Source organism: Qipengyuania qiaonensis, assembly GCF_019711515.1.
Classification (GTDB): Bacteria; Pseudomonadota; Alphaproteobacteria; order Sphingomonadales; family Sphingomonadaceae; genus Qipengyuania; species Qipengyuania qiaonensis.
Genome location: NZ_JAIGNO010000002.1, coordinates 431,598 through 453,041, shown reverse-complemented (window position 1 = coordinate 453,041; position 21,444 = coordinate 431,598). Strand labels below are relative to the sequence as shown.

The following is a 21,444-nucleotide window of genomic DNA, read 5'->3' as shown; positions in this document are numbered from 1 at the left end:
AACGCCGGATGGGCTTTTCGCCTCCCGAAATCAACCGGTTGCAGCTGAAACCGGGCGCATGGCAATCTGTGGGTAAATTCGGCCGCGAAACTTTGGAAAATCGCCCGTGAAAGCCTATATGCTCGATATGGAAACTACCCCTGAAAACACGGGCGCCGAAGCGCCGAAGAAAAACGGTTACGGCGCGGATTCCATCAAGGTTCTCAAGGGCCTCGATGCAGTGCGCAAGCGGCCAGGCATGTATATCGGCGATACGGATGACGGGTCGGGCCTTCACCACATGGTTTTCGAGGTGTCGGACAACGCCATCGACGAGGCGCTCGCGGGTCATTGCGACCTCGTTCTGATCGAGCTCAACCCGGACGGCAGCGTGTCTGTTGAGGATAACGGTCGCGGGATTCCGGTCGATATGCACAAGGAAGAAGGCGTATCGGCGGCAGAGGTCATCATGACCCAGCTCCACGCGGGCGGGAAGTTCGAAAACACCAGCGACGACAATGCCTACAAGGTATCGGGCGGCCTCCACGGTGTGGGCGTTTCGGTCGTCAATGCGCTGTCCGAATGGCTCGAACTTACCATCTGGCGTGATGGCCAGGAGCACTGGATGCGCTTCGAGAACGGCGATGCGGTGGAGAGCCTCCGTGTCGTAGGCGATGCGCCGAAAGTCGAACGGAACCCCGACGAGGATGGCTTCAAGAAGGGCACTCGCGTCACCTTCAAGGCGTCGGAGGAAACCTTCAAGAACGTTATCGAGTTCGATTTCGAGAAGCTCGAACACCGCTACCGCGAACTCGCCTTCCTCAACTCGGGCGTGCGCATACTGCTGCGTGATAAGCGCCACGAGGAATCGCAGGAGCACGATCTATTCTACGAAGGCGGTATTGCGGCCTTCGTGAAGTACCTTGATCGCAACAAGCAGGCGCTGGTGGCCGAACCGATTGCGGTCAGCGCGGAAAAGGACGGCATCGCCATCGACGTCGCGCTCGAATGGAACGACAGCTATTACGAGAATGTCCTCACCTTCACCAACAATATCCCGCAGCGCGACGGCGGCACGCACCTCGCTGCCTTCCGCACAGCTCTGACGCGCACGCTGAACAACTACGCCGGAGCCAGCGGGCTGCTGAAGAAGGAAAAGGTCTCGCTTTCGGGCGAAGACATGCGCGAAGGCCTGACGGCGATCGTTTCGGTCAAGCTGCCCGATCCCAAGTTTTCCAGCCAGACCAAGGACAAGCTGGTCAGTTCAGAAGTCCGCCAGCCCCTGGAATCGCTGATGGGCGAAAAGATGGGCGAATGGCTGGAAGAAAACCCGAATGAGGCCAAGGCCATCGTCCAGAAGGTGATCGATGCTGCCGCCGCGCGCGAGGCTGCCCGCAAGGCGCGTGAGATGAGCCGCAAGGGCGCGATGAGCATCGCTTCGCTCCCCGGCAAGCTGGCCGACTGCCAGGACCGCAACCCCGAGAACTGCGAACTCTTCCTGGTCGAGGGCGATTCGGCCGGTGGGTCGGCCAAGCAGGGCCGTGACCGCAAGACGCAAGCGATCCTGCCGCTCAAGGGCAAGATCCTCAATGTCGAGCGCGCGCGCTTCGACCGGATCATCTCGTCCAAAGAAGTGGGTACGCTGATTCAGGCAATGGGCACCGGCCTGCGCGACGAGTTCAATCTCGAGAAGCTGCGCTATCACAAGATCGTGATCATGACCGACGCTGATGTCGACGGCGCACATATCCGCACGCTGCTGCTGACCTTCTTCCATCGTCAGATGCCCGAAATCGTCAAGGCCGGGCATCTCTTCATTGCGCAACCGCCGCTCTACAAGGTGTCGCGGGGCAAGAGCGAAGTCTATCTGAAGGATCAAGCAGCCTATGATCGTTACCTGATCGCACAGGGGCTGGACGGGCGCATGCTCGAAACAGCGAGCGGCGCCGTACGCGGCGGCGGAGAACTGGATGCACTGGTCGAACACGGCCTGAGAATGCGCAACCTGCTGGGCTTCGTGCCCCGCAAGTATAAATCCGATCTGATCGAAGCGATGGCACTTGCCGGCGCACTCGATCCTGCGGGCGACCGTTCGGCTGCGCTCGATCGAACTGCCGCTCACTTGCAGATGGGCGATCCCGAAGCGCGCTGGGCCGCGGAGACTGGCGGCGACGGCAAGGTCCGCCTGAGCCGTCTGTGGCGCGGCGTGACAGATGTTCACGAGATCGACCCGGCATTCCTCGACAGTGCCGAGGCGCGTAAATTGCATCGCATCGCCCAGGATTTCGCCGATGTCTATTCGGCTCCGCTACGCTTGGTTCGCAGCACTGCCGACACGGAGCTGGAAGAGATCGACAGCGGCGATACGGATGAGGATGCACCGATCCTTTCCGAAGATGCAATCACGCTGCCGACACAATTGCTCGAGGCTGTGATGGCCGCAGGGCGCAAGGGCCAGAAGATTCAGCGTTACAAAGGTCTTGGCGAAATGAACGCCGAACAATTGTGGGAGACCACGCTCGATCCGGACAATCGTGCGCTGCTACAGGTCAAGGTCGAGGATGCCGACGTAACCGACGAGATATTCACGCGCCTTATGGGGGACGTCGTCGAACCGCGCCGCGAATTCATTCAGAACAACGCGCTGAACGTCGCGAATCTGGACGTCTGACGGGCTCCAACCAATCCGCCCCTAGTTCTCCAGCGAGATCGAAATCCGGCGATTGCGAGGGTCTGCCGGGTCTTTCGCGATCAGCGGCTCCGTGTCTGCGACCCCTTCGATCCGGCGGAACCTGTTCCCCGCTATCCCTTCGCGGATCAAGGTTTGTCGCGTGGTTTCGGCACGGCCCGCCGAAAGGGACCAGTTGTTGACCCGCGTCGGGTCTCGATAGCGGAGAGCATCCGTATGTCCACGCACACTAATCTTGCCGTTTTCAGGGGCAATGGCCTTAGCCACGACATTCAGCAGATCTCGGGCGTCCGGCGTAAGAACCGTCGTCCCCAGCGCGAACATCGAGAAATTCGCGTCGTCGACAAGATCGATCCGGATGCCGGTGGTCGTTTCGATCATCCGAACTTGCCGCATCAGCTTTTTGAGCCGTTCTTCCTCCGCAACCGCCTCGGTAACTCGTTCGCGGATGCGCCCGATCGTCGCGACCCCCTCCTTCGGCCCACCCGTCGCATCGCGCGGAACGGTCAGTGCCTGGGTACCGGTCTGTCCTGCCGCATGCGGATAATTGTCAGGATCGACAAGCGATGCACCGCCCAAAACACCGTCTGAGCCAGCACTCTGCTCTTTGGTTTTCACGAGTGTCGGCGTGAAATAGTCTGCCAGACCCTGGCGCTGATCCTCTGTCGTGGCGCCAAGTAGCCACAGCAGCAGGAAAAAGGCCATCATGGCAGTGACGAAGTCGGCATAGGCGACCTTCCACGCGCCGCCATGATGGCCGGCTGCGACCACCGTCACTTTCTTGACGATGATAGGGACCGGATCGTTACGACCTGCCGGGCTACTGGCCATTTCAGCGACCCCGAAGAGCGTCGAGGAGTTCGTTCAAACCCGGCCTGACGGTGTGGCCCAGACCGGAGCGCGCACTTTCCACCACCAGCGGCTGCGGATGTCCGTAGAGCGAAGCGATGATCACCTGCTTTACGGCATGGAATATCTGCTCGTCCTGCTCGAGCACTTGCTTTAGACGCCCGGCAAGCGGCCCGACTATGCCATAGGCGAGCAGCACGCCGAGAAATGTCCCAACCAGCGCAGCACCGATCATCTTGCCGAGAATCTCTGGCGGCTGATCGATCGATCCCATGGTCTTGACGACACCCAGTACGGCGGCAACGATACCGAGCGCCGGCAGCGCGTCCGAGAGCGTCTGGAGATTGTGCTGCGGCTCGTGCAGTTCATGGAAATGCGTCTTCATCGCATTGTCCATCACCTCCTCTACGGCATGGGTCTCCAGCGTGCCGGAAGAAACCACGATGAGCGTCAGCGTGTCGCAGATCAGTGCGATCAAGGGCTTGTTCTTGAGGAGATTCGGGTAAGCGCTGAATACCGTGGAATTGGCCGGATCGTCGAGATGGCTTTCGAGCGCGACCGGGCCGTCGTTTTTGAGCATGCGCATAAGTTGCGAGGTCAGGGCAATTGCATCTATGTGGTCCTGCTTGTTGTGCTGCGGACCCTTGAAGATCTTGCCGAACGCTCCGCCGATAGCCTTCAACCCTTCGAGGGAATTGCCCGCAACCATTGCGCCGATGGCAGCGCCCCCGATGATGAGCATTTCGAAAGGCATGGCTTTCAGGACTGGGCCCATTGCCCCGCCGCTGAGCATGAACCCGCCGAAAACCATGACGAGCAGCACTACAATGCCGATGATCGCGTACATTCCTGATATTCCTCCGGCTGGGCGCGCGATCAGCGCAACATTGAAAACAGTGAGAGATTTGCGAGACGGACGAAACTCGCCTGACTCGCCTCGAGTACGGTGAGAGTTTCCTGCAGGCGGGTCATCGTGATCGCGATATCGGCTCCACCGACATCGGAACGTTCGTCGGCGATGCGCTCTGCGTTGTTTTCCCGGCGCTCCGACATCAGATCGATCCAGTTGAGACGCGAACCGATGACGGTCTGAGCGGTGGTTACCTTTTCCAGGCCCGTGTCCAGTTCGGCGAGCACTGCAGAGCTGGCATCGATTGCTCCCTGCCCACCGGCGGACAAGGCGGCGGCGAGGGTACCGAGCACTGCAAACAGGTCTGTCGGACCATTTGCGGAGTCGAACTGGAACACTTCGGGCCCGGTCAACCCCGGTTCGACAGTCTGCCCTTCACCGATTTCAAGCGGGGCAACGCTGCCAGTGCCGACGAACTGCACCGCGGTTCCGTTGTCGACATATGCAGCGCCTGCCGTCTGCCCGCCGAAAAGTGCGTGGCCTGCAGTATTTCGGCTATTGGCCAATCCGATCAGACTTTCGCGCAAGCTCGCGACCTCCACGCCGATCGCGGCACGTTGCTCGTCGTTCAGCGTGCTCGATGCAGCCTGCACGGCAAGTTCCCGAACGCGAACGACGATATCGGCGACCGAGTCCAGCGTCTGGTCGCCAAGCGACAGATCCGCTTCGGCCAGTTGCGAATTGCGTGTATCGACATCCGCCAGGCGTTCCGTGCGTGCCAGCATACGCAGCCGGGCGGCAGCCACCGGATCGTCCGACGACTTCTCGAGCCGTTCGCCGGTCGCGATTTGTAGCTGGAGCGATTCGGCAAGGGCGCGCAGGCCCCCGATCTGGCTTGAACTGCGATCGTAGAATGCGCTGGTGCTGAGATTGATCATCGTCCGATCCCGATGAGAGTGTCGAATATGTCGCTGGCCACCTGCATGGCGCGACCCGAAGCCTGAAACGCCTGCTGGAAGCGGATGAGGTTGGCCGCCTCGGTATCGAGGTCGACCCCGGACTGCTCTTCAAGAGATATCCGGGCCGACGACGCGATAGTTTCCAGCGCGCTTTGCGTAATATTGCGTCCTGCGACCTTGCTCGACACATCGAACAGCAGACCGCTGAACTGCTGCGCCGGGTCCAGATTGGCCAGTGACTGGCGCAGGGCCGCGAGATTGGAATCGTCGCGGCTGCCCGCACCTGCTCCGGTCGGTGCAGTTGCAAGCCCCTGTCCGTCGCTCATGACCACCCTCAGCGTGCCTGCGGTGGTCCCGGAAAAGATCGGTTGACCGGGAGAACCGTCCAGCGCCACGCCGGCAGCCTGGGCGTTGTTCACCGCATCGGCCAGCCCGGCTGCGATGGTATCGAGACGACCGCGAACGGAAGCCAGTTCGGTAAGGGCGAGCGAGGCGCCGGCAAGGCTTCCCGAACCCGGGGAGACCGCCTGGCCATCGACAGCAAAGCTGAGGGTTCCGTCGGCGGCTACTGCCGAACTCAGCGTGCCGGAGGTGCCACCATCGACGAAGCTTCGGGGAGGGTTGGTGCCCAGCGAAACGGCAACGGTCCCATCGCTTGCGAAGCTCGTGGTGACCGACGTGAAGCCGGCCAGCCGCTCGAGCAGTTGGTCACGCTGGTCCAGCAGAGCCGCGCGGTCGCTACCGCCGCTTCCCGCTCGCGCCAGGTGCTGGTTTACGCGTGCAAGTTCGCTGCCGATGGTATTGGCTTCGGAAACCTGGGCATTGGCTTCGAAATGCAGGCCTTCCCCGACGGCCTCCAAACTCGAAGCGGTTATGTTGAACTTGCTCGCAAGCGTCGTGGCCTCACCAATGACCGCAGCACGCCGGGAAGGATCGACCGGGTCGCCAGCAAGCTGCTGGAGCGCGGCTTCGAATTCGACAATCGAGCTGAAAACGCCCGATTGTTCGAGCGCGCTTTCCATATTGCGCAGCCCTTTCAGCTCGGCGTTAGCGCGTTCGAGATCGCTCGATGTGCGCCGGACTTCGCTCTGCAGAAAAGGATCGGTATTCCGGCGAATTTCCGCAATCCGGGAACCGGAAAGCGAGATGTCGCCGATCCGGCCAGGCCCACCGGATGCTGCGACTTCCGCAACGGTAAGGGTGCGCCGGACATAGCCACCGGTCGATGCATTGGCGATGTTCTGTGCGGTCACATCGAGCGCCGCGCGTGCCGTGCGCGTGCCACTGAAGGCAATCGAGAGAAGGTCTGAGGCCATCAGTTGTCATCCTGTGGTAGAAAGCGGGCGAGTTGGTTTTCGATGGCGGTGGCAAAGCCGAGCTGACCGGATTGCGCCGTGAGTTCCGCAAAACGCGCATCGCGCATTTCACGAAAGGTTGCTTCGCCCTCGCCGCCGAACAGATCGTTCCCGCCGAAATCCGTGCTTCGCGCACTCGCGAGCATCTGGCGCAGCAGGATGGCTTCGAACTGCTGCGCCGCTTCGCGCAGTTCGTTGCGAACGGGCGCCGCATCGCGCTCGGCCAAGAGCTTCGCTCCGGTCGGATTGATGGGATAGGACATCATATGATGACCAGTTCGGCTGTCAGCGAGCCGGCCTGCTTGAGCCCCTCGAGAATGGCGACCAGGTCTGCCGGGCTTGCACCCAGAGCATTCAGCGCGTCCACCACCTCGGCCAGCGAGGCTCCCGGACCTACGCGCGAAACTACGCTCTCCTCCTGCTGTGCGGTGATGGTGCTGCTGGGTTCCACAGCGGTCTGACCACGAGAGAAGGGTTCGGGCTGCACGATAATGGGATCTTCGTCGATCCGCACCACCAGGCTGCCATGGCTGATCGCGGCGGGCGCCAGCCGGACCGCGCTCGAGATGACGATCGTACCGGTACGGCTGTTGATCACCACTCTGGCAGCGCGCTCGGCCGGATCGACGTCGAGCATTTCGATCTGCGCCATGATCTCGGCGCGCGTATTGGCACCGGGCGGCAGCATCAGCGCAAGGGTCACGCCGTCTTCGACCTGCGCCATGCCTGGATAGGCGCCATTGATGGCGTCGCGTACGCGCGAGATGGTCAGGAAGTCGGCATTGTAGAGGTTCCAGCGCAGCACTTCGGAAAAATCGAAATTGCTCGCTACTGCCTGCTCTACGGTAGCACCGTCGGCAATGCGGCCGACGGTCGGCACATTGACGGTAAGTTTCGAGCCATCCTTGCCCGACACGCCGAGGCCGCCGACAGCGAGGTTGCCCTGCGCCATCGCGTAGACCTGGCCATCGGCCCCGTACAATGGGGTCATGATCAGCGCACCGCCGCGCAGCGACTTGGCTTTACCCATGGTCGAAACGGTCACGTCGATCCGCTGGCCGGGCTTGGCAAAGGCGGGCAGTTCCGCAGTTATGATAACGGCGGCAGCGTTCTTGAGCGCCGGGTTCACACCCGGCGGCAGCTGCAGGCCGAGGCGACCCGACACGCCGCGCATGGCCTGCGTGACATAGGCAAAATTGTCGTCGCCCGAACCGTCGAGGCCGACAACAACACCGTAACCGGTAAGCTGGTTAGAACGGACCGACTGGAACTGGCCAAGATCGCGAACCCGCTCGGCGGCAGCCGGAACCGGCAGCGACGCGAGCAGCGCGACGAAGAGAAGGGTAAGATGGCGGATCATGATCGACATCCTCAGAAGGGCGAAATCACGCCGAAGAAGCGCGACAGCCAGCCTTCGCGGCTAGCGCGCTGGACCGAACCGGCTCCCGAGTAGGAAATGCGTGCATCGGCCACCTGGATCGACGAGATACGGTTGTCCTGGTCGATGTCCGCAAGGCGGATGATGCCCGAAAGCTGCACCCACTCTTCGCCCTGGCTGAGCTGCATGACCTTTTCCCCACGTACCAATGCCGTCCCGTTCGGGCGAACTTCGGCGATCGTGACGGTCAGGTCCGCCCGGATCGAACTCGCTTGCGATGCATCGCCCGACCCTTTGAACGACCCGCCGCCCGATGCATTAAGGTCGCTGCTATCGATTCCGGTCCAGGTCGGGAGCGAAAGCCCGAGACTGCCATCGCGCTTGGTCGATCCGCTGGTCGATTTGGACGTTTGCGTGCGCTCGATCAGTACGATCGTGACGATATCGCCGACACGCGCTGCGCGATTGCCGTAATAGAGCGGCGCGTAACCGTGACTGGCCTGATAGATGGCGCCATCCTGGTGGCGTGTCTGAGCAGTCTGCGGTGGGGGTGGCAGCGCGGCGGAAAACCCTTCCGGCCTTGCGGAACCGCCACCACAGGCGGCAAGCGCAAGCGCCAGCGGAGCAAGACAGATTGCGGATTTCATTGATGCGATCCTCAGAGCGTCTGGTTGGCGTTGCGAAGCATTTCGTCGACCGCCGACACCATCTTCGAGCTGATTTCGTAGGCGCGCTGGCACTCGATCATTTCGACCAGCTCTTCGACGATGTTCACGTTCGAACTTTCGAGCATGCCCTGGCGAATATTGCCGCGGCCATTTTCGCCGCCCGCCGCCAGTTCGGCTGCTCCGCTCGCAGCGGTCTCGACCAGGAAGTTGTCGCCTATGGCCTGCAAACCTGCAGGATTGGTGAAGCGCGCAACCTGGATCTGGCCCAGTTCGGCCGGCTCCGCCTCGCCGGGCAGCGTTGCGGAGACCGTACCATCGGGCGATACCGCAATCGCGGTCGCACCCTCCGGCACGGTGATCGCGGGTTGGACGGCATATCCCTGCTGCGTAACCAGTTGGCCTTCAGCGGACAGCGTGAAATTGCCGGCACGGGTATAGCCGGTCCGCCCGCCGGGCATTTCGATCTGGAAATAGCCGTCGCCATCGAGAGCGATATCGAAGGCGTTGCCGGTGGTGTTGAGCGCGCCCTGCGTGATGATCTGGCTGGTCGACTGGACGGCCACGCCGGTGCCGAGGTTGAGCCCGGTAGCATAGGCGGTTTCGCCCGACGAACGCTGTCCGGCAACGCGGGCATCCTGATACGCCAGCGTGGCGAAGTTCGCACGGTCGCGCTTAAAGCCGGTAGTGCCGACATTGGCGAGGTTGTTGGCGATGACGCGCATGCGCGCATCCTGCGCCTCGAGCCCGGTACGTGCGACCTGAAGAGCTGAAGTGGGCATGATGGTCTATCCTTTTCGCTGGTTAGCCGAGGCGCATGAGCTGCGCGCCGCTTTCATCGATTTCGCGTGCCGTCGCGACGACCTTGCTGCGCATGGCGAAAAGCCTTTGCGCATCGATCATCTCCACCAGCACTTTGGTGGTTTTCACATTCGACTGTTCGAGCGCGCCGACCTGAACAGTCGCGGCCTCGTCGGTCGGCAGGATGCCGCCGCCTTCGACACGGAAGAGGCCGTCGAGCCCCTTGCTGATCGGAGAGCCCTGCCAGACCGCCAGCTTGATCCTGCCGATTTCGGCAGGTGGCTGGTCGGGCGTGGCCGGGTCGGCAATGGTGATCGTTCCATCGGGTGCGATCCCGGGTATGCCGACCGGCGGGATGGTGATCGGTCCGTTGTCGCCGAGGATGGGGCGCCCCTCGCCATTGACAAGCAGGCCGGTGGCCGAAATCGACAGATCGCCGCGGCGGGTGTAGGCCTCGGTGCCATCCTCTGCCTGCACGGCCATGAGCGCGTCGGTCGCCATCGCGACGTCGAGATTGCGACCGGTTTCGATGATTTCGCCCGCGACCATATCCGCACCGCGCACCCGAGCGACCTGCATCGCCCGGGCCTCGAGAGGCTGGCCTTCGATTGTGACCGGACGCTGATCGAGCAACTCCGCGCGAAAGCCGAGCGTATTGGCGTTGGCCATATTGCTCGCGATGACGCGCTGGCTGTCCATCGACGCCCGCATGCCCGAAAGCGCGGTGTGGATAAGGCGGTCCATGGCGATCAGGTCCGCAGGTTGATGACGGTCTGCGAGATCTGGGTCGCGGTGTCGATCGCCTTGGCATTCGCCTGGAAATTGCGCTGGGCGGTAATCAGCCCGACCAGTTCTTCCGCAATGTCGACGTTCGAACGCTCAAGCGAGCCTGACAGCAGAGAGCCATAGGCGCCAATGCCGGGCGTGCCATAGGTCGCCTGCCCGGACAGGCCGGTGCCTTCCCAGTTCGCATCGCCGACCTTCTTGAGACCGGTGGGCGAAATGAATGTGGCGAGCGCCACCATACCGATCGGTTCGACGGAGGCATCGGCATAGGAGGCGGACACCAAGCCGTCTTTGTCGATGGTGACACCGACAAACTCTGACCCAGCCGCGTTCTGGGGCGGCAGGGTGGCGTCGGTCAACGTGTTGCCGGTCACCTGGCCGTTGGCATCGACCGGGAACAACTGCAACCGGTTGCCGCTTGCATCGACGATATTGCCGTTGCCACTGGGGCTGAAGGAGCCTGCACGCGTATAGAGCGTAGATCCGTCGCTGGCGGAACGGACCGTGAAGAAACCGTCGCCCGTGATCGCCAGATCGAGCGCCGAGCCGGTCTGCTCTACCGGACCCAGGGAGAAATTCTGTGTGATCGATTTCACCGAGGCACCGATGCCCTGGATCATCCGCGGATTGGTCAGCGCCGAACCGGCGACGATTTCGGAGAATTCCGTACGGCTCCGCTTGAAGCCATAGGTTTCCGAGTTCGCGATATTGTGCGCAATTACCCCGAGCGAGGTCTGCGAATTCTTCATGCCGTTAAGCGAGGTATAGAAGGACATCGAATGTCTCCGTGATCAGATTTCGGATGCGGACTGGGTTGTTTCGATCAGCTGGTCGAGCTTGTCCGCGATCCGCTCGAGCATGGCATTGGTTTCGGAGACCCCGGCAAGCGAGGAGAACTGCGCCATCTGCGCGAGCATCTCCTTGTTATCGACCGGGTCGAAGGGATCCTGCTGCTGCATCTGGACAGTCAGCAAACGCAGGAAATCGCCTTGACCCAACGAGTCCATTCCGCGGCCCGAAACGGGGCTGTTGGGGGTGGACGTGGGAGTCTGGTTGGTAATCGAAGTGATCATTTCATCCTCATCGTTTCCAGCATGAGCTGCTTGGCTGTCGACATGGCTTCGACCATGTTGCGGTATTGGCGCGAGGCTTCGAGCATCTCGACCATTTCGGCGTTCTCATCGACGGGGGCCTCCCACACGTCGCCGTTCTCGTCGGCGAGCGGATGCCCGGGATCGTGGCGACGGATCGGTGCGACATCTTCGCGCACCACTCCGCCTACGCGAACCGATGACAGGCCCGAGGCACGGTCGAGTTCCTGTTCGAACACGGTGCGCATCGGGCGATAGGCTTCCGCCTCGCTCGCAGCGACCGAACCGGCATTGGCAAGGTTGGAGGCTGCCGTGTTCATCCGCACGAGCTGCGCGGACATGGCACGGTGGCCTACTTCGAAAAAGGATGTCGGTCCCGGCATCGTCACTCGCCCCGTATCGCGCGAGTGACGGTTTCGACCCGACCGCGCAGAAAATTGAGCGTGGCCGAATAGGCGACGGCGTTCTCGGCGAAGGCGGCCTGCTCGGTCGCCATCTCGACAGTGTTGCCGTCCAGACTGGCCATGGTCGGGATACGATACTGGATCGCGCCGTCGGTGGCCCGCTCCGCTTCGACACCACCCAGGCGGGCCTGCAGCGCATCGGCGAAATCGACGTCGCGCGCCTTGTAGCCGGGGGTTGCCGCATTGGCGATGTTGGAGCCGAGCACACCCATGCGCTGCGACCGGATTTCCAGTGCCGCCCCGTGAATGCCAAACAATCCTTCGCTCATTCGAGCCTCCGCATAAAGATACGGAACAACGCTCAGCAAAGGGCGTGCCAAAAGTGAAAAGCGAGCCCGGAAACAATCAGATCGGCAGATTCCGGCAAGCGTTTGCCGGTGGGCGGCAAAGTTCGTCCGCCGTGTAAATCTGCGCCTGAATCCGCCGTTCTTGGCGGCAAGGAGTAGCTACCTCATGATGGAAACCTGGTTCGACCCGGCGGCGATCGCAATCGTCTTCGTCGGCACTTTGGCGGCAACGCTGCTGCGGTGCGGTATGGCCGATACCCGCATCGCGATCGGCGCCCTGCGGGGCCTGGTCGAGACGCCGTTCGACGTCACTAACGCCAAGGCCGCGCTTGCCGTGCAGATACGTGAAATCGCCGATGACGGGTTTCTCCGCGCCGAACCGCAACACTTCGGGGACAGCGAATTCGACAGCCTGTCCGATCTCATCATCAGCCAGCGTTCGATCCAGTCGCTGCACGGCGAGCATCACAAGTTCAAGGAAGCACGGGTAGCGACCGCGCAGACCGCAGAGCGCGTGTTCAACAGCGCTGCCGAACTGGCCCCGATCCTCGGCCTTGCCGGGACCCTGATTGCGCTGGGACAGGCCCAGGGATCGACACCGGAACAGCTGGGGATCGTCGGTGCCATTTCGATGGCGGTCGTGACTACGTTGTATGGCCTGATCGCCGCCAACTTCCTTTTCTCGCCGCTTGCCAGCGCAATTGCGCGCAAGTCCCGTCGCGAGGAACTGGATCGCGACGAAGTCCTCGAATGGCTGGCGAGCGGTATCCGCAAGACGGGAATGGCGGCCACACCGCCTCACGCCGACAGGGCCGTAGCATGATCATTCGTGCAGCTTCCGGCTGGCAGACCGTCACCGCCGACCTCGCCCTGATCCTGTTCCTGATTACGGCGCAAGCCGCGGGACAGAAGCCTGAGCCCCAATCCCGGGTCGATGAAACGAGGCAGGCTCCTGCGACATCGTCGGCCCTTGCCGTACACCGGCCAGCGGAAGGCGAAACGGTCCGCGAGTGGCTGTTGGCAACGGTGACCGACGAGCGACAATTGGCGACCCTATCCGTCAGCTATACGCCTGGCCGGCGCACCGAGGCACTGGTCGAGGCCGAACGCATTATGGCCGAAGCCGACGACGCGGAGGTCCCGATGCGCCTGATCGCCCAGCCAAACACCGTCGACGACTTGGTGATCTCGGTCGATTACCTCCGCACCCCACAGGATGGCACGAACCTTGCTCCATAGCTTGTGAGATCCCGCCTCTCGACGGGTGGATTCGTACACCGGAGTGAACACCGATCATGCGCAATATCTTCCTCGGAACAGCAGCCGCCGCGCTTTTTGCGACGACCGCCGCCGCAGCCTCGCCCATGGAGCATTCGATTATCGATCGCGCCGTGGCCGACTTTACCGGCGCCGCGATCGGCCAGCCGGGCGGTGCTAAATTGCCCGTGGATCGCCGACTGAGGCTGGCTAGCTGCCAGTCGCCGCTCGACCTGCAATGGTTCGGACGCGACCAACGCTCGATCCAGGTAGCTTGTCCGCGCGAGGGCTGGCGCATCTATGTGGCCGTGGACGGGGTGGCCAATCATGCCGGCCAGGTTCCCGAGCAATATGGCGAGACGATCGTCAAGCGCGGCGAAAACGTGAGCATTCTGGTGCGTGGCAGAGGTTTTACGCTCACCCGCCAGGGATCCGCGGTTGAAGACGGCGCGCAAGGCGAATGGATCAGGATTCGCGCCAGTGGCGAGCGGACCGAAACGATGAGAGCACTTGTCATTCGTCCGGGCCAGGTCGGCATAGATTTGCCGTAACCGGCAAATTTATTGCCGGGGAGTTAAACCCGCGCATCTTTAGCCGTTCTGTTGGACAACCAGCTTATGGAGCGAAACGATGCGTATTGTCGGATTGCCGGAATTCTCGGGATCGTTGGTGCGTCCGAGCACCGCCGTCTCGCCTGCCGCGAAAACCTCGCCTTCGCAGAAGGTTGCTGCCGAACCCCGCGAAGCGGAAGCGCCCGTTGCTACGTCGCGCCTCTCTGCGGGTGTTGAAGTTCCGGTCGATCATGAGCGCGTGGCCGAAATCCGCAAAGCGCTTGAATCCGGCACCTACCCGCTGATTCCCACCAAGATCGCCGACGCGATCATCGCCGCTGGCATGTACGGAAAGGTCGGTAAATGACCCGCAAACAGGAAACCCTTGCGACCCTGCAACAGATGCTCGCCCTTTTGCAGGGTGAGCGGCAGGCGCTTGCCGCCCTCGACCTCGATCGCATCGTTACCTGCACCAATGGCAAGATGGATCTTTGTACCAAACTGGAAGCGGTGGAGAGGTCCAGTCTCGACGAAGAGTGCCTCGGTGTGCTCGATGCGGTTCGTCGTTTGAACGAGATCAATCGCCGTTTGCGCAATCTGATCGCCACCAACGTGCAGAACCGCCTCGGCGCGCTGACTGGCCACAACGCACCTTATACCGCCCTCCCTCGCCAGGGAGCACAGGTAGCGCTCGCCTGAGCTAGTCGGGCCAATCTTCAAGGGATTTTTGGCACGCATCTTGCTGAACCTTCGGGGAACCAAATCCCGGAGGATGCGTGCCTACCATCAACCCAGTCCAGACCGCCGAAGTGCAGGGCGCTATCGCCCGCGCCGCGACGCGCACGGGAGTCGATTTCGACTACCTGCTTGCTCAGGCCAGGCTGGAATCCGGCCTCGATCCCAGCGCCAAGGCGCAGACTTCGAGCGCCACCGGTCTCTATCAGTTCATCGATTCCACCTGGCTGCGCACGCTCGACCGGCACGGCGCGAAGCACGGCCTCGACTGGGCGGATGCGGCCATTGGCCCTGGCGGCCGGGTATCCGATAGGGCCACGCGCGATCAGCTGCTGTCGTTGCGCTACGATGTCGACGCATCGTCGCTGATGGCAGCGGAGCTGACGCGAGAAAACTCCGAAGGATTGCGCATCACGCTCGGTCGCGAGCCCGAACCTGCAGAACTCTATCTGGCGCATTTCCTGGGCCTTGGCGGTGCGCAGCAATTTCTCGGTGCACTCGGCAGCGACCCCGGGCAGTCGGCCGCGGCACTCATGCCGCAAGCGGCGCGGGCCAACCGCTCGATCTTCTATTCCGGTGCTGCGCCCCGTTCGGTGGGCGAAGTCATGGCACTTATGCAAGACAAGGTCGCAAACGCCTACGGAGAGACGCCGATGCCGGGCAATTGGCAGCCGACGGGTCACGATTTCTCCAGATTTGCGGCGCAGTCCCCCATGAGACGGGGCAGTCCGGATCGTGGCGGTTTCGCGGTCCCGTCGCTGCCATCGGACACCCGGCAGCGCGGGTCCATGGCAGATACGCTCCGCGCAACATTCGGCGAAGGTGGCGCCCCCGGTAATCGAGCCAATGAGCAGATTGCCGCGGCCTATACCAAATTCAAGGCATTCGGTCTGTGAGCGTGCGTCAGTTCCTCAACCCGGGCCTCGCCCTGCCGATCGGCATCCTGACGATCATCCTGCTGATGGTGATGCCGATCCCCGCAATGCTGCTCGACGTCTTCTTCGTCATGAACATCGCGCTGTCCGTGTCGATCCTCATGGCGGCAATGAACGCGCAGAAGCCGCTGGATTTTTCTTCGTTCCCGTCCGTTCTGCTGTTCGCCACACTCTTGCGGCTCGCACTCAACGTCGCCTCGACACGTATCGTACTGCTCAACGGGCACGAAGGCGGCGCAGCGGCGGGCAAGGTGATCGAAGCCTTTGGCGCTTTCCTTATCGGCGGCAATTTCGCAGTCGGCATCTTTGTCTTCCTGATCCTGATGATCATCAATCTCATGGTGGTGACCAAGGGTGCAGGGCGCGTATCGGAGGTTTCGGCCCGCTTCACCCTCGATGCACTGCCCGGCAAGCAGATGGCGATCGACGCGGACCTGGCTGCGGGGCTGCTGACTGCGGACGAAGCCAAGGCACGCCGCCGCGAAATCGCCACGGAAGCCGATTTCTACGGCTCGATGGACGGCGCCAGCAAGTTCGTGAAAGGCGATGCCGTTGCTGCATTGTTGATTCTGCTGATCAACGTGATCGCAGGCCTCGTGCTCGGAATGACGACCCACGGGCTCTCGGCTGGCGAAGCCGGATCGCTCTATGTGACGCTGGCCGTCGGCGACGCATTGGTCGCCTCGGTGCCGGCGCTGCTGCTCTCGATTGCCGCCGCGGTCATCGTCACCCGCGTTTCGGACGCGCGCGACCTGACCGGCCAGATCGGCGGTCAGTTGGCCGACCCCAAGATCTGGCTTCCCGTCGCCTGCATATTGTTTGTGATCGGCTGCATCCCGGCGATGCCGCAATCGATCATCTTGCCGCTTTCGGCCGCCGCCTTCTGGCTGTGGCACAGCTTGCGCAAGCGGCAGGAAGCCGCGAAGACCCTGCCGGAACCCGTTGCCGCGCCCGATCCTGCGCATATCGCTATCGACGAGGTAACCGACCAGACGCTCGTGACCATCCAGCTCGGTTATGGCCTTATCAGCCTGACCGACGAGAAGCGCGGCGCCACGCTGGTCGCGCGGCTGACCGGTCTTCGCAAGCAGATGTGCCAGAATTTCGGCTTCATCGTTCCCCAGTTCCGGATCGAAGACAGCTTCGAAGTCGAGCCCGATGGCTATCGGATCATGCTGGGCGGGGCGACGATCGGGGGCGGCAAGATCAAGCCCGGCCACATGCTCGCCATCGACACCGGCGAAGTCATGCGTTCCCAGGCGATCCACGGCGAAGCAACTGTCGATCCCAGCTTCGGCTGCCCCGCCTTGTGGATCGATCCGGGTGCGCGCGATCTGGCCGTCGCCGAAGGCTATCTCGCGGTCGATCCGGAAAGCGTAATCGCAACCCAGATCCATCAGTTGCTGGCTGTCCGCGCGCAGGATTTGCTCGGCCCCGACCAGGTTCGCGACCTGATCGATCACCTGCGCGGGCGTCATGGCCAGCTGATAGAAACGATCACCCCGCAGCCACTGTCCCTGGCAGCCGTGACCCGCCTGCTCAAGGCGCTACTCGCCGATGGGATTTCGTTGCGCCATGCGCTGCGCGTATTCTCGAGCATTTCGCTCGCGGCCCAGCAGACGTCCGAGCATGATCGTCTGGTCGATATCGTGCGAATGGATCTGGGAGCCATGATCGTCGCCGAGGCCTGTCCGCCGGATGCCAAACTTCCGGTTATCACACTGGCGGCGGCGCTGGAGGATATGGTTGTCAGCGGCCTGCAGGATCCGGCATCGGGCGAAATCGTCATCGAGCCCGATCTCGCGCGTTCGATCGGTGAGCGGATCGCCACAATCGTATCGCAACGCGATCCTGCGGCAGCGCGCCCGGCACTGATCGTACAGCCTCGCGCGCGCCGCGCACTGACCGCTCTTCTGAGGCTCCGCGCACCGCAGTGCCTGGTGCTGTCGATCAACGAACTTCCCGCCGCACAGCCGATCGAAGTGATCGCCGTTGTTGGCGATGAAACACCCAAGCAACCTGCACAACTCGGCCATGAAACGGAGGCCCTTGCAGCATGAAGTATGAGCACGCCCATTTCAACGCGCAGCGCGCCTATGCGAGCGAGATCACCGAGCGGATAGAAAAGTTCCTCCCCATGGTCCGCAAACTGGCATGGTATTACGAAGGCAGTTGCGGTGCCTCGCTCGACGTCGACGATCTCCTGCAAGCCGGAATGATCGCCCTGACCGAGTGCGCGCAGCGACACGAACGCCCGAGCGAGGACGGTTTTGCGGCTTATGCCAAGATGCGTGTTCGCGGTGCCATGATCGATCTCCTGCGGTCCCAGTCCCATCACGTCCGCGGTGCCGCCGCCCTGCGCAGGAAGATGGAAGGCACAGCCGACCAGTTGCGCCGGGAACTGGGCCGCGATGCGAGTGCGGAGGAAATGGCGTACGCCATGAACATTTCGGTCGAGGAGTATCACAAGGCACGCGATCAGATCGCCACCCGGCTCGTCGATCTCGAAGACTGCTATTCGGACACTAACCCGGCCTTCGTCAGCGACGAACCCGACGCGGAGGCCCTGCTGCTCGATGCCGCCGACAAGGCAGCGCTGACCCAGGCAATTGCCGCTCTGCCGGAACGGTTGCAACTCGTGATCCAGCTGCACTTTCTGGAAGAACTCAATCTGACCGAAATTGCGACAATCCTGGAAGTCAGCGTTCCACGCGTACACCAACTCAAGGCGAACGCGCTTGAAAAACTACGAATTGGACTTGTGGCAGCAGAGTCCATCTAGACGTTTACCGTCACCGACTATTTCCGTGCCATAAATGGACACAGCCATCACGGCCATGGAACTTAAGTGCAATGCCGTATGCTGGAGCACCCGTTTTGATCTATTGAAGCGCTTGGTCTTTAACTCCCCCCGAAATGGAGCAGTGGGCGAATGTCGCCGTGGGAATCAAGCGTTCAGCAATATGTCGACGATTGCGCCGAGGGCCGTCTTTACGAGCCGCGTACGGCGTTGGCGGTGTTCGCCGAACTGCGTAACAGCGCGCCGAAGAAGTATGCTGGCCTGTTCGACCAACCAGTCGCACCGGCGCGGTTGGAAGAGCTGTACGAAGCTCGCGCATATGTGAGCGCAGCGATGGAACTGGTCGGCCCTTATTGCGGAGTGCTCGTAACCCGTGCTGCAAGCGGTCCGTCTTCGGCGCTGGTGTCGTTCTCGGGCGAAATCGAAGAAGGCAATTTCTTCGGCGAGGATCCGGCTATCGCTCTGGTCGCCGCCTGCGCCCGTGCGTTGCTGTTGCTCGGAGGCGCTGTAGCCGGAACGTCCGACTGACCCGTCTTGCGGTCAGAGCTCGGCTTCGAGCGCCAGGCGAACGGCAGAAATCGTGCACGGCACCTCGAGCTTTGCGATCATGTTGCGCCTGTGGACCTCGATCGTCCGCGGGCTGACCGACAGATGGCGAGCGATGGCCTTGTTCGATTGTCCATCCGACACGGCGCGCAGAACCTCCTGCTCCCGCTGACTGAGCGCCTGCAGCCGCCGAGTGGCGACCTGCCGACGTCGCCGGAGCGCGACGCGTTTGGCGTTGCGATGCAGCAACTGCTTGATCGCACCCGAAGGGTCCGCATCGCCGCCGTCATAATCGAAATAACCGCCGGCCCCCTTGTCGAGGATTTCGAAGACCCGTTCGAGTTTGGGCTGCGCAGAATAGGCAAACACGGCCGCAATTGTGTCCTGCACGATGGTTTCGCCAAGACATGCCTGCAATTGGTCGCCTTCGTCGTACACGAGAAAGCAGGGCTTGTCCGCCGTTACCGAACCCACTTCCGATACTTTGTCGAACGGAACGGCCCGCGCATAGTTGTTCAGCAAGCGTGCGAGTGCATTGCGCCGCTGCAGGTTCTGGTCGATAACGTAGAAGGTAAAGTCAGCGATCTTCATGACGGCCCCCAATGGAATAGGACCGTTTTGCAAGATTATGGTTGATGCCCAATTGCCCCGCACCCTAGTGAAAACACGTAGGAAACCCACGGGGGTTAGTTGTGCATCGCACCGCGGAACGCGCTGGCGATCTCGCTAAAATCACTTTTGATCACGGCGATATTGGCGACGTCGGTTGTCCGGATCGAGTTGAGCAGAACCTTTTTTGCCGAGCCATAGAGATGAGCGAGACTTGCACCCAGTTCCGCTTTACGATCGATGCCGAGTTCCAGTGCCGTCAAGGCGGTGACGCAGCGCGTGATGGCCCTGCTGCGGCCGACTGAATCGCAACGCGCATCCGCCAGCTCCAGCCGCCCCAGATTTTCGATAAAGTCTTCGAGGCAGAAGATTACCAGGTCGTCGCGCGAACTGCCGAGCAGGCGCGCATCGAAGCTTGCCTGCCGATAGGCTTCATTGGGCTTGGAACGGCTGAGCATCTCAATCCCTCTGGGAATTCCAGACGTCGATCTGCGACTGGAGGAAGGTCAGGGTGGAATTGGATGCCGCGATACGGCTGTCGGCCTTGGCGAAGCGGGCAACCATATTTGCGCGCAAGGTTTCCTGCTTGTCGGCAAGATCCTCGAGGTCGCGCGTGATCTGTTGCGATTGCGACTGGTATCGGGCGATCGAACCCGCAAGCGAGCCGGGATTGCTCGACACGCTGTTCGAACGCGCCATGCGATCGATCGTCGAATAGACGCCGTTGAGACCTGTGGTGAACATCGCTGCGACACCAGCGGGATCCCGGGCCATCGCAGCCGCGAACTTGGTGCTGTCGAAAGTGAAGCTGCCGTCGCGCTGGATTGCAAGGCCGAGCTCCGCCAGTGTGCGCGGCGACCCGTCCGGCGCGTTGGGCATGATTACGGCAGACCCGAGAGCGGACAGGCTGCTTCTGAGCGCCCGGGCGCCCGCATCCCGGGCCAGTTCCCCCGTCAGCGGGTCCGTCGCGCTGCGCAGTTCGTTACCTATCTCGTTGAGCGCCCCGGTCAGATCCTGCATCAGCGACGATAGCGCGCTGTCGGGGCTGCCAAACGCGATCGTGGCAGGCGCCCCGGCATTGGTGCCGGTGAGCGTCAACGACAGTCCCGGCGCGACACTGTCGATCTTGTTCGATGCACTGGTCCGCGCCAGGCCGTCGAGCAGGAACTCGGCATCGCCCGATGTCTTTACCATGCGTGCCGGATCGCTGCCCGGTTGCCACGATAGGGCGGAAAGGCCCGGATTGGCTGCATCCTCGACGGCTTCGATGGTGAAACCGTTCTTGGCCCCGTCGGCACCCTTGATCACCAGCTGAGCGCCGGTGGTCGTCTGGGCGACATAAGCGTTCAGCCCGGCATTCTTGGCGTTGATGGCCGCTGCCACGTCGGCCAGCGTTGCACCCTGGGCGACATCGATCGTCACAGGCGTTCTGGCGGTATCTTCGGCGAAGCTGGCATTGCTCGTTTGGCCGAAGCGGATCGTCAGCGAACCGGCGCCCACCGTGTCCTGCGCATTGCCATAGGTCGGCCCGGTCAGAACCTGACCGGTCGCCAGCTTCGTAACCTCGAGCGAATAGCTGCCCTTGCCGATCGAACCCAAGGGGCTGGATACGGCGGCGACCGCGGAATTGGTGATGGTGGGCAGCGGTGCGAGGTCGCCGGTCCGCAGACGATCGCCGAGCGCGGAAGCGAAAGCCGAAAAGTTGCTGCGGATCGATCCGGCGAGCGAAATGCGCTGTTCGAGTGCTTCCGACTGGCTCACCAGCCGCTGGTTGCGTCCGGCAAACTGCGCCTCGGCAAGCTGCGTTGCAAGGCCGGCCATGTCCACGCCGCTGCCAATTCCCAGAGAGGAGGCGATA

26 protein-coding genes are annotated in these 21,444 nt (G+C 62.1%); 10 read left to right on the top strand and 16 right to left on the bottom strand.

Annotated features, from left to right (window positions below; translation table 11 throughout):
• Positions 1 to 127 precede the first annotated feature (127 nt).
• Positions 128 to 2,650 carry a DNA topoisomerase (ATP-hydrolyzing) subunit B gene (gene gyrB / locus K3174_RS05165; protein ID WP_221556612.1) on the top strand — a complete coding sequence of 841 codons (2,523 nt, stop codon included), beginning with the start codon at positions 128 to 130 and terminating at the stop codon, positions 2,648 to 2,650.
• Positions 2,651 to 2,671: 21 nt separating this feature from the next.
• On the opposite strand, the gene K3174_RS05160 is transcribed toward gyrB, so the two are convergent.
• From K3174_RS05160 to flgB, 13 genes are read right to left on the bottom strand one after another with little or no spacing between them, the layout of a single operon-like run.
• Complete coding sequence (locus K3174_RS05160; protein WP_221556325.1) at positions 2,672 to 3,499, bottom strand: flagellar motor protein MotB; 828 nt, start codon at positions 3,497 to 3,499, stop codon at positions 2,672 to 2,674.
• Between the two features lies 1 nt (position 3,500).
• Positions 3,501 to 4,364, bottom strand: a complete 864-nt coding sequence (motA, locus tag K3174_RS05155) for a flagellar motor stator protein MotA (protein WP_221556323.1) — start codon at positions 4,362 to 4,364, stop codon at positions 3,501 to 3,503.
• A gap of 29 nt (positions 4,365 to 4,393) precedes the next feature.
• Positions 4,394 to 5,305, bottom strand: coding sequence for a flagellar hook-associated protein FlgL (flgL, locus tag K3174_RS05150; RefSeq protein WP_221556321.1), 912 nt, complete (start codon positions 5,303 to 5,305; stop codon positions 4,394 to 4,396).
• A complete protein-coding gene (gene flgK, locus K3174_RS05145) occupies positions 5,302 to 6,642 on the bottom strand; it encodes a flagellar hook-associated protein FlgK (protein WP_221556319.1) in 1,341 nt (446 codons plus the stop codon). The genes flgL and flgK overlap by 4 nt, the downstream gene beginning before the upstream one ends.
• Positions 6,642 to 6,947, bottom strand: a complete 306-nt coding sequence (locus tag K3174_RS05140; RefSeq protein ID WP_247711885.1) for a rod-binding protein — start codon at positions 6,945 to 6,947, stop codon at positions 6,642 to 6,644. Before K3174_RS05140 ends, flgK begins: the two co-directional genes overlap by 1 nt.
• Positions 6,944 to 8,041 carry a flagellar basal body P-ring protein FlgI gene (locus tag K3174_RS05135; protein WP_247711884.1) on the bottom strand — a complete coding sequence of 366 codons (1,098 nt, stop codon included), beginning with the start codon at positions 8,039 to 8,041 and terminating at the stop codon, positions 6,944 to 6,946. The genes K3174_RS05140 and K3174_RS05135 overlap by 4 nt, the downstream gene beginning before the upstream one ends.
• A gap of 11 nt (positions 8,042 to 8,052) precedes the next feature.
• On the bottom strand, positions 8,053 to 8,706 hold the full coding sequence (locus K3174_RS05130; protein WP_221556309.1) for a flagellar basal body L-ring protein FlgH: 654 nt from the start codon (positions 8,704 to 8,706) through the stop codon (positions 8,053 to 8,055).
• An 11-nt stretch (positions 8,707 to 8,717) separates the two neighbouring features.
• Positions 8,718 to 9,506: a flagellar basal-body rod protein FlgG gene (flgG, locus tag K3174_RS05125; RefSeq protein ID WP_221556307.1), complete on the bottom strand. Its 789-nt coding sequence runs from the start codon at positions 9,504 to 9,506 to the stop codon at positions 8,718 to 8,720.
• A 22-nt stretch (positions 9,507 to 9,528) separates the two neighbouring features.
• Positions 9,529 to 10,269 carry a flagellar basal body rod protein FlgF gene (locus tag K3174_RS05120; protein ID WP_221556305.1) on the bottom strand — a complete coding sequence of 247 codons (741 nt, stop codon included), beginning with the start codon at positions 10,267 to 10,269 and terminating at the stop codon, positions 9,529 to 9,531.
• Positions 10,270 to 10,274: 5 nt separating this feature from the next.
• Positions 10,275 to 11,087, bottom strand: coding sequence for a flagellar hook-basal body protein (locus K3174_RS05115; protein ID WP_221556304.1), 813 nt, complete (start codon positions 11,085 to 11,087; stop codon positions 10,275 to 10,277).
• Between the two features lie 15 nt (positions 11,088 to 11,102).
• Complete coding sequence (locus K3174_RS05110; RefSeq protein WP_221556302.1) at positions 11,103 to 11,384, bottom strand: flagellar hook assembly protein FlgD; 282 nt, start codon at positions 11,382 to 11,384, stop codon at positions 11,103 to 11,105.
• A complete protein-coding gene (flgC, locus tag K3174_RS05105; RefSeq protein WP_221556301.1) occupies positions 11,381 to 11,785 on the bottom strand; it encodes a flagellar basal body rod protein FlgC in 405 nt (134 codons plus the stop codon). Before flgC ends, K3174_RS05110 begins: the two co-directional genes overlap by 4 nt.
• A 2-nt stretch (positions 11,786 to 11,787) precedes the next feature.
• Positions 11,788 to 12,135, bottom strand: a complete 348-nt coding sequence (flgB, locus tag K3174_RS05100; protein WP_221556299.1) for a flagellar basal body rod protein FlgB — start codon at positions 12,133 to 12,135, stop codon at positions 11,788 to 11,790.
• Positions 12,136 to 12,319: 184 nt separating this feature from the next.
• Here flgB and K3174_RS05095 point away from each other — a divergent pair, with 184 nt between their 5' ends.
• From K3174_RS05095 to K3174_RS05055, 9 genes are all read left to right on the top strand, one after another.
• Positions 12,320 to 12,976 (top strand): MotA/TolQ/ExbB proton channel family protein, encoded by a 657-nt coding sequence (locus tag K3174_RS05095; RefSeq protein WP_221556297.1) that lies wholly within the window; start codon positions 12,320 to 12,322, stop codon positions 12,974 to 12,976.
• Complete coding sequence (locus tag K3174_RS05090; RefSeq protein WP_221556295.1) at positions 12,973 to 13,392, top strand: hypothetical protein; 420 nt, start codon at positions 12,973 to 12,975, stop codon at positions 13,390 to 13,392. Before K3174_RS05095 ends, K3174_RS05090 begins: the two co-directional genes overlap by 4 nt.
• Positions 13,393 to 13,448: 56 nt before the next feature.
• The gene (locus tag K3174_RS05085; RefSeq protein ID WP_221556293.1) at positions 13,449 to 13,961 is read left to right on the top strand and encodes a flagella basal body P-ring formation protein FlgA; all 513 of its coding nucleotides are present in this window, start codon (positions 13,449 to 13,451) and stop codon (positions 13,959 to 13,961) included.
• Between the two features lie 79 nt (positions 13,962 to 14,040).
• A complete protein-coding gene (locus K3174_RS05080; RefSeq protein WP_221556292.1) occupies positions 14,041 to 14,328 on the top strand; it encodes a flagellar biosynthesis anti-sigma factor FlgM in 288 nt (95 codons plus the stop codon).
• Positions 14,325 to 14,660 (top strand): hypothetical protein, encoded by a 336-nt coding sequence (locus tag K3174_RS05075; RefSeq protein ID WP_247711883.1) that lies wholly within the window; start codon positions 14,325 to 14,327, stop codon positions 14,658 to 14,660. The genes K3174_RS05080 and K3174_RS05075 overlap by 4 nt, the downstream gene beginning before the upstream one ends.
• Before the next feature lie 77 nt (positions 14,661 to 14,737).
• Positions 14,738 to 15,592 carry a transglycosylase SLT domain-containing protein gene (locus K3174_RS05070; protein WP_345719586.1) on the top strand — a complete coding sequence of 285 codons (855 nt, stop codon included), beginning with the start codon at positions 14,738 to 14,740 and terminating at the stop codon, positions 15,590 to 15,592.
• Positions 15,589 to 17,691: a flagellar biosynthesis protein FlhA gene (locus tag K3174_RS05065; protein ID WP_221556290.1), complete on the top strand. Its 2,103-nt coding sequence runs from the start codon at positions 15,589 to 15,591 to the stop codon at positions 17,689 to 17,691. The genes K3174_RS05070 and K3174_RS05065 overlap by 4 nt, the downstream gene beginning before the upstream one ends.
• Positions 17,688 to 18,413, top strand: coding sequence for a sigma-70 family RNA polymerase sigma factor (locus K3174_RS05060; RefSeq protein WP_221556287.1), 726 nt, complete (start codon positions 17,688 to 17,690; stop codon positions 18,411 to 18,413). The genes K3174_RS05065 and K3174_RS05060 overlap by 4 nt, the downstream gene beginning before the upstream one ends.
• 150 nt (positions 18,414 to 18,563) lie before the next feature.
• Positions 18,564 to 18,959: a hypothetical protein gene (locus K3174_RS05055; protein ID WP_221556285.1), complete on the top strand. Its 396-nt coding sequence runs from the start codon at positions 18,564 to 18,566 to the stop codon at positions 18,957 to 18,959.
• Positions 18,960 to 18,971: 12 nt separating this feature from the next.
• Here the strand turns inward: K3174_RS05055 and K3174_RS05050 are convergent, their stop codons facing one another.
• The 3 genes from K3174_RS05050 to fliD all read right to left on the bottom strand — a co-directional run bounded on the left by K3174_RS05050 (position 18,972) and on the right by fliD (position 21,407).
• Positions 18,972 to 19,568, bottom strand: a complete 597-nt coding sequence (locus tag K3174_RS05050) for a response regulator transcription factor (RefSeq protein WP_221556283.1) — start codon at positions 19,566 to 19,568, stop codon at positions 18,972 to 18,974.
• 95 nt (positions 19,569 to 19,663) lie between these two features.
• Positions 19,664 to 20,044 (bottom strand): flagellar protein FliS, encoded by a 381-nt coding sequence (locus tag K3174_RS05045; protein WP_221556282.1) that lies wholly within the window; start codon positions 20,042 to 20,044, stop codon positions 19,664 to 19,666.
• 1 nt (position 20,045) lies between these two features.
• Complete coding sequence (fliD, locus tag K3174_RS05040; protein WP_247711882.1) at positions 20,046 to 21,407, bottom strand: flagellar filament capping protein FliD; 1,362 nt, start codon at positions 21,405 to 21,407, stop codon at positions 20,046 to 20,048.
• Positions 21,408 to 21,444 lie beyond the last annotated feature (37 nt).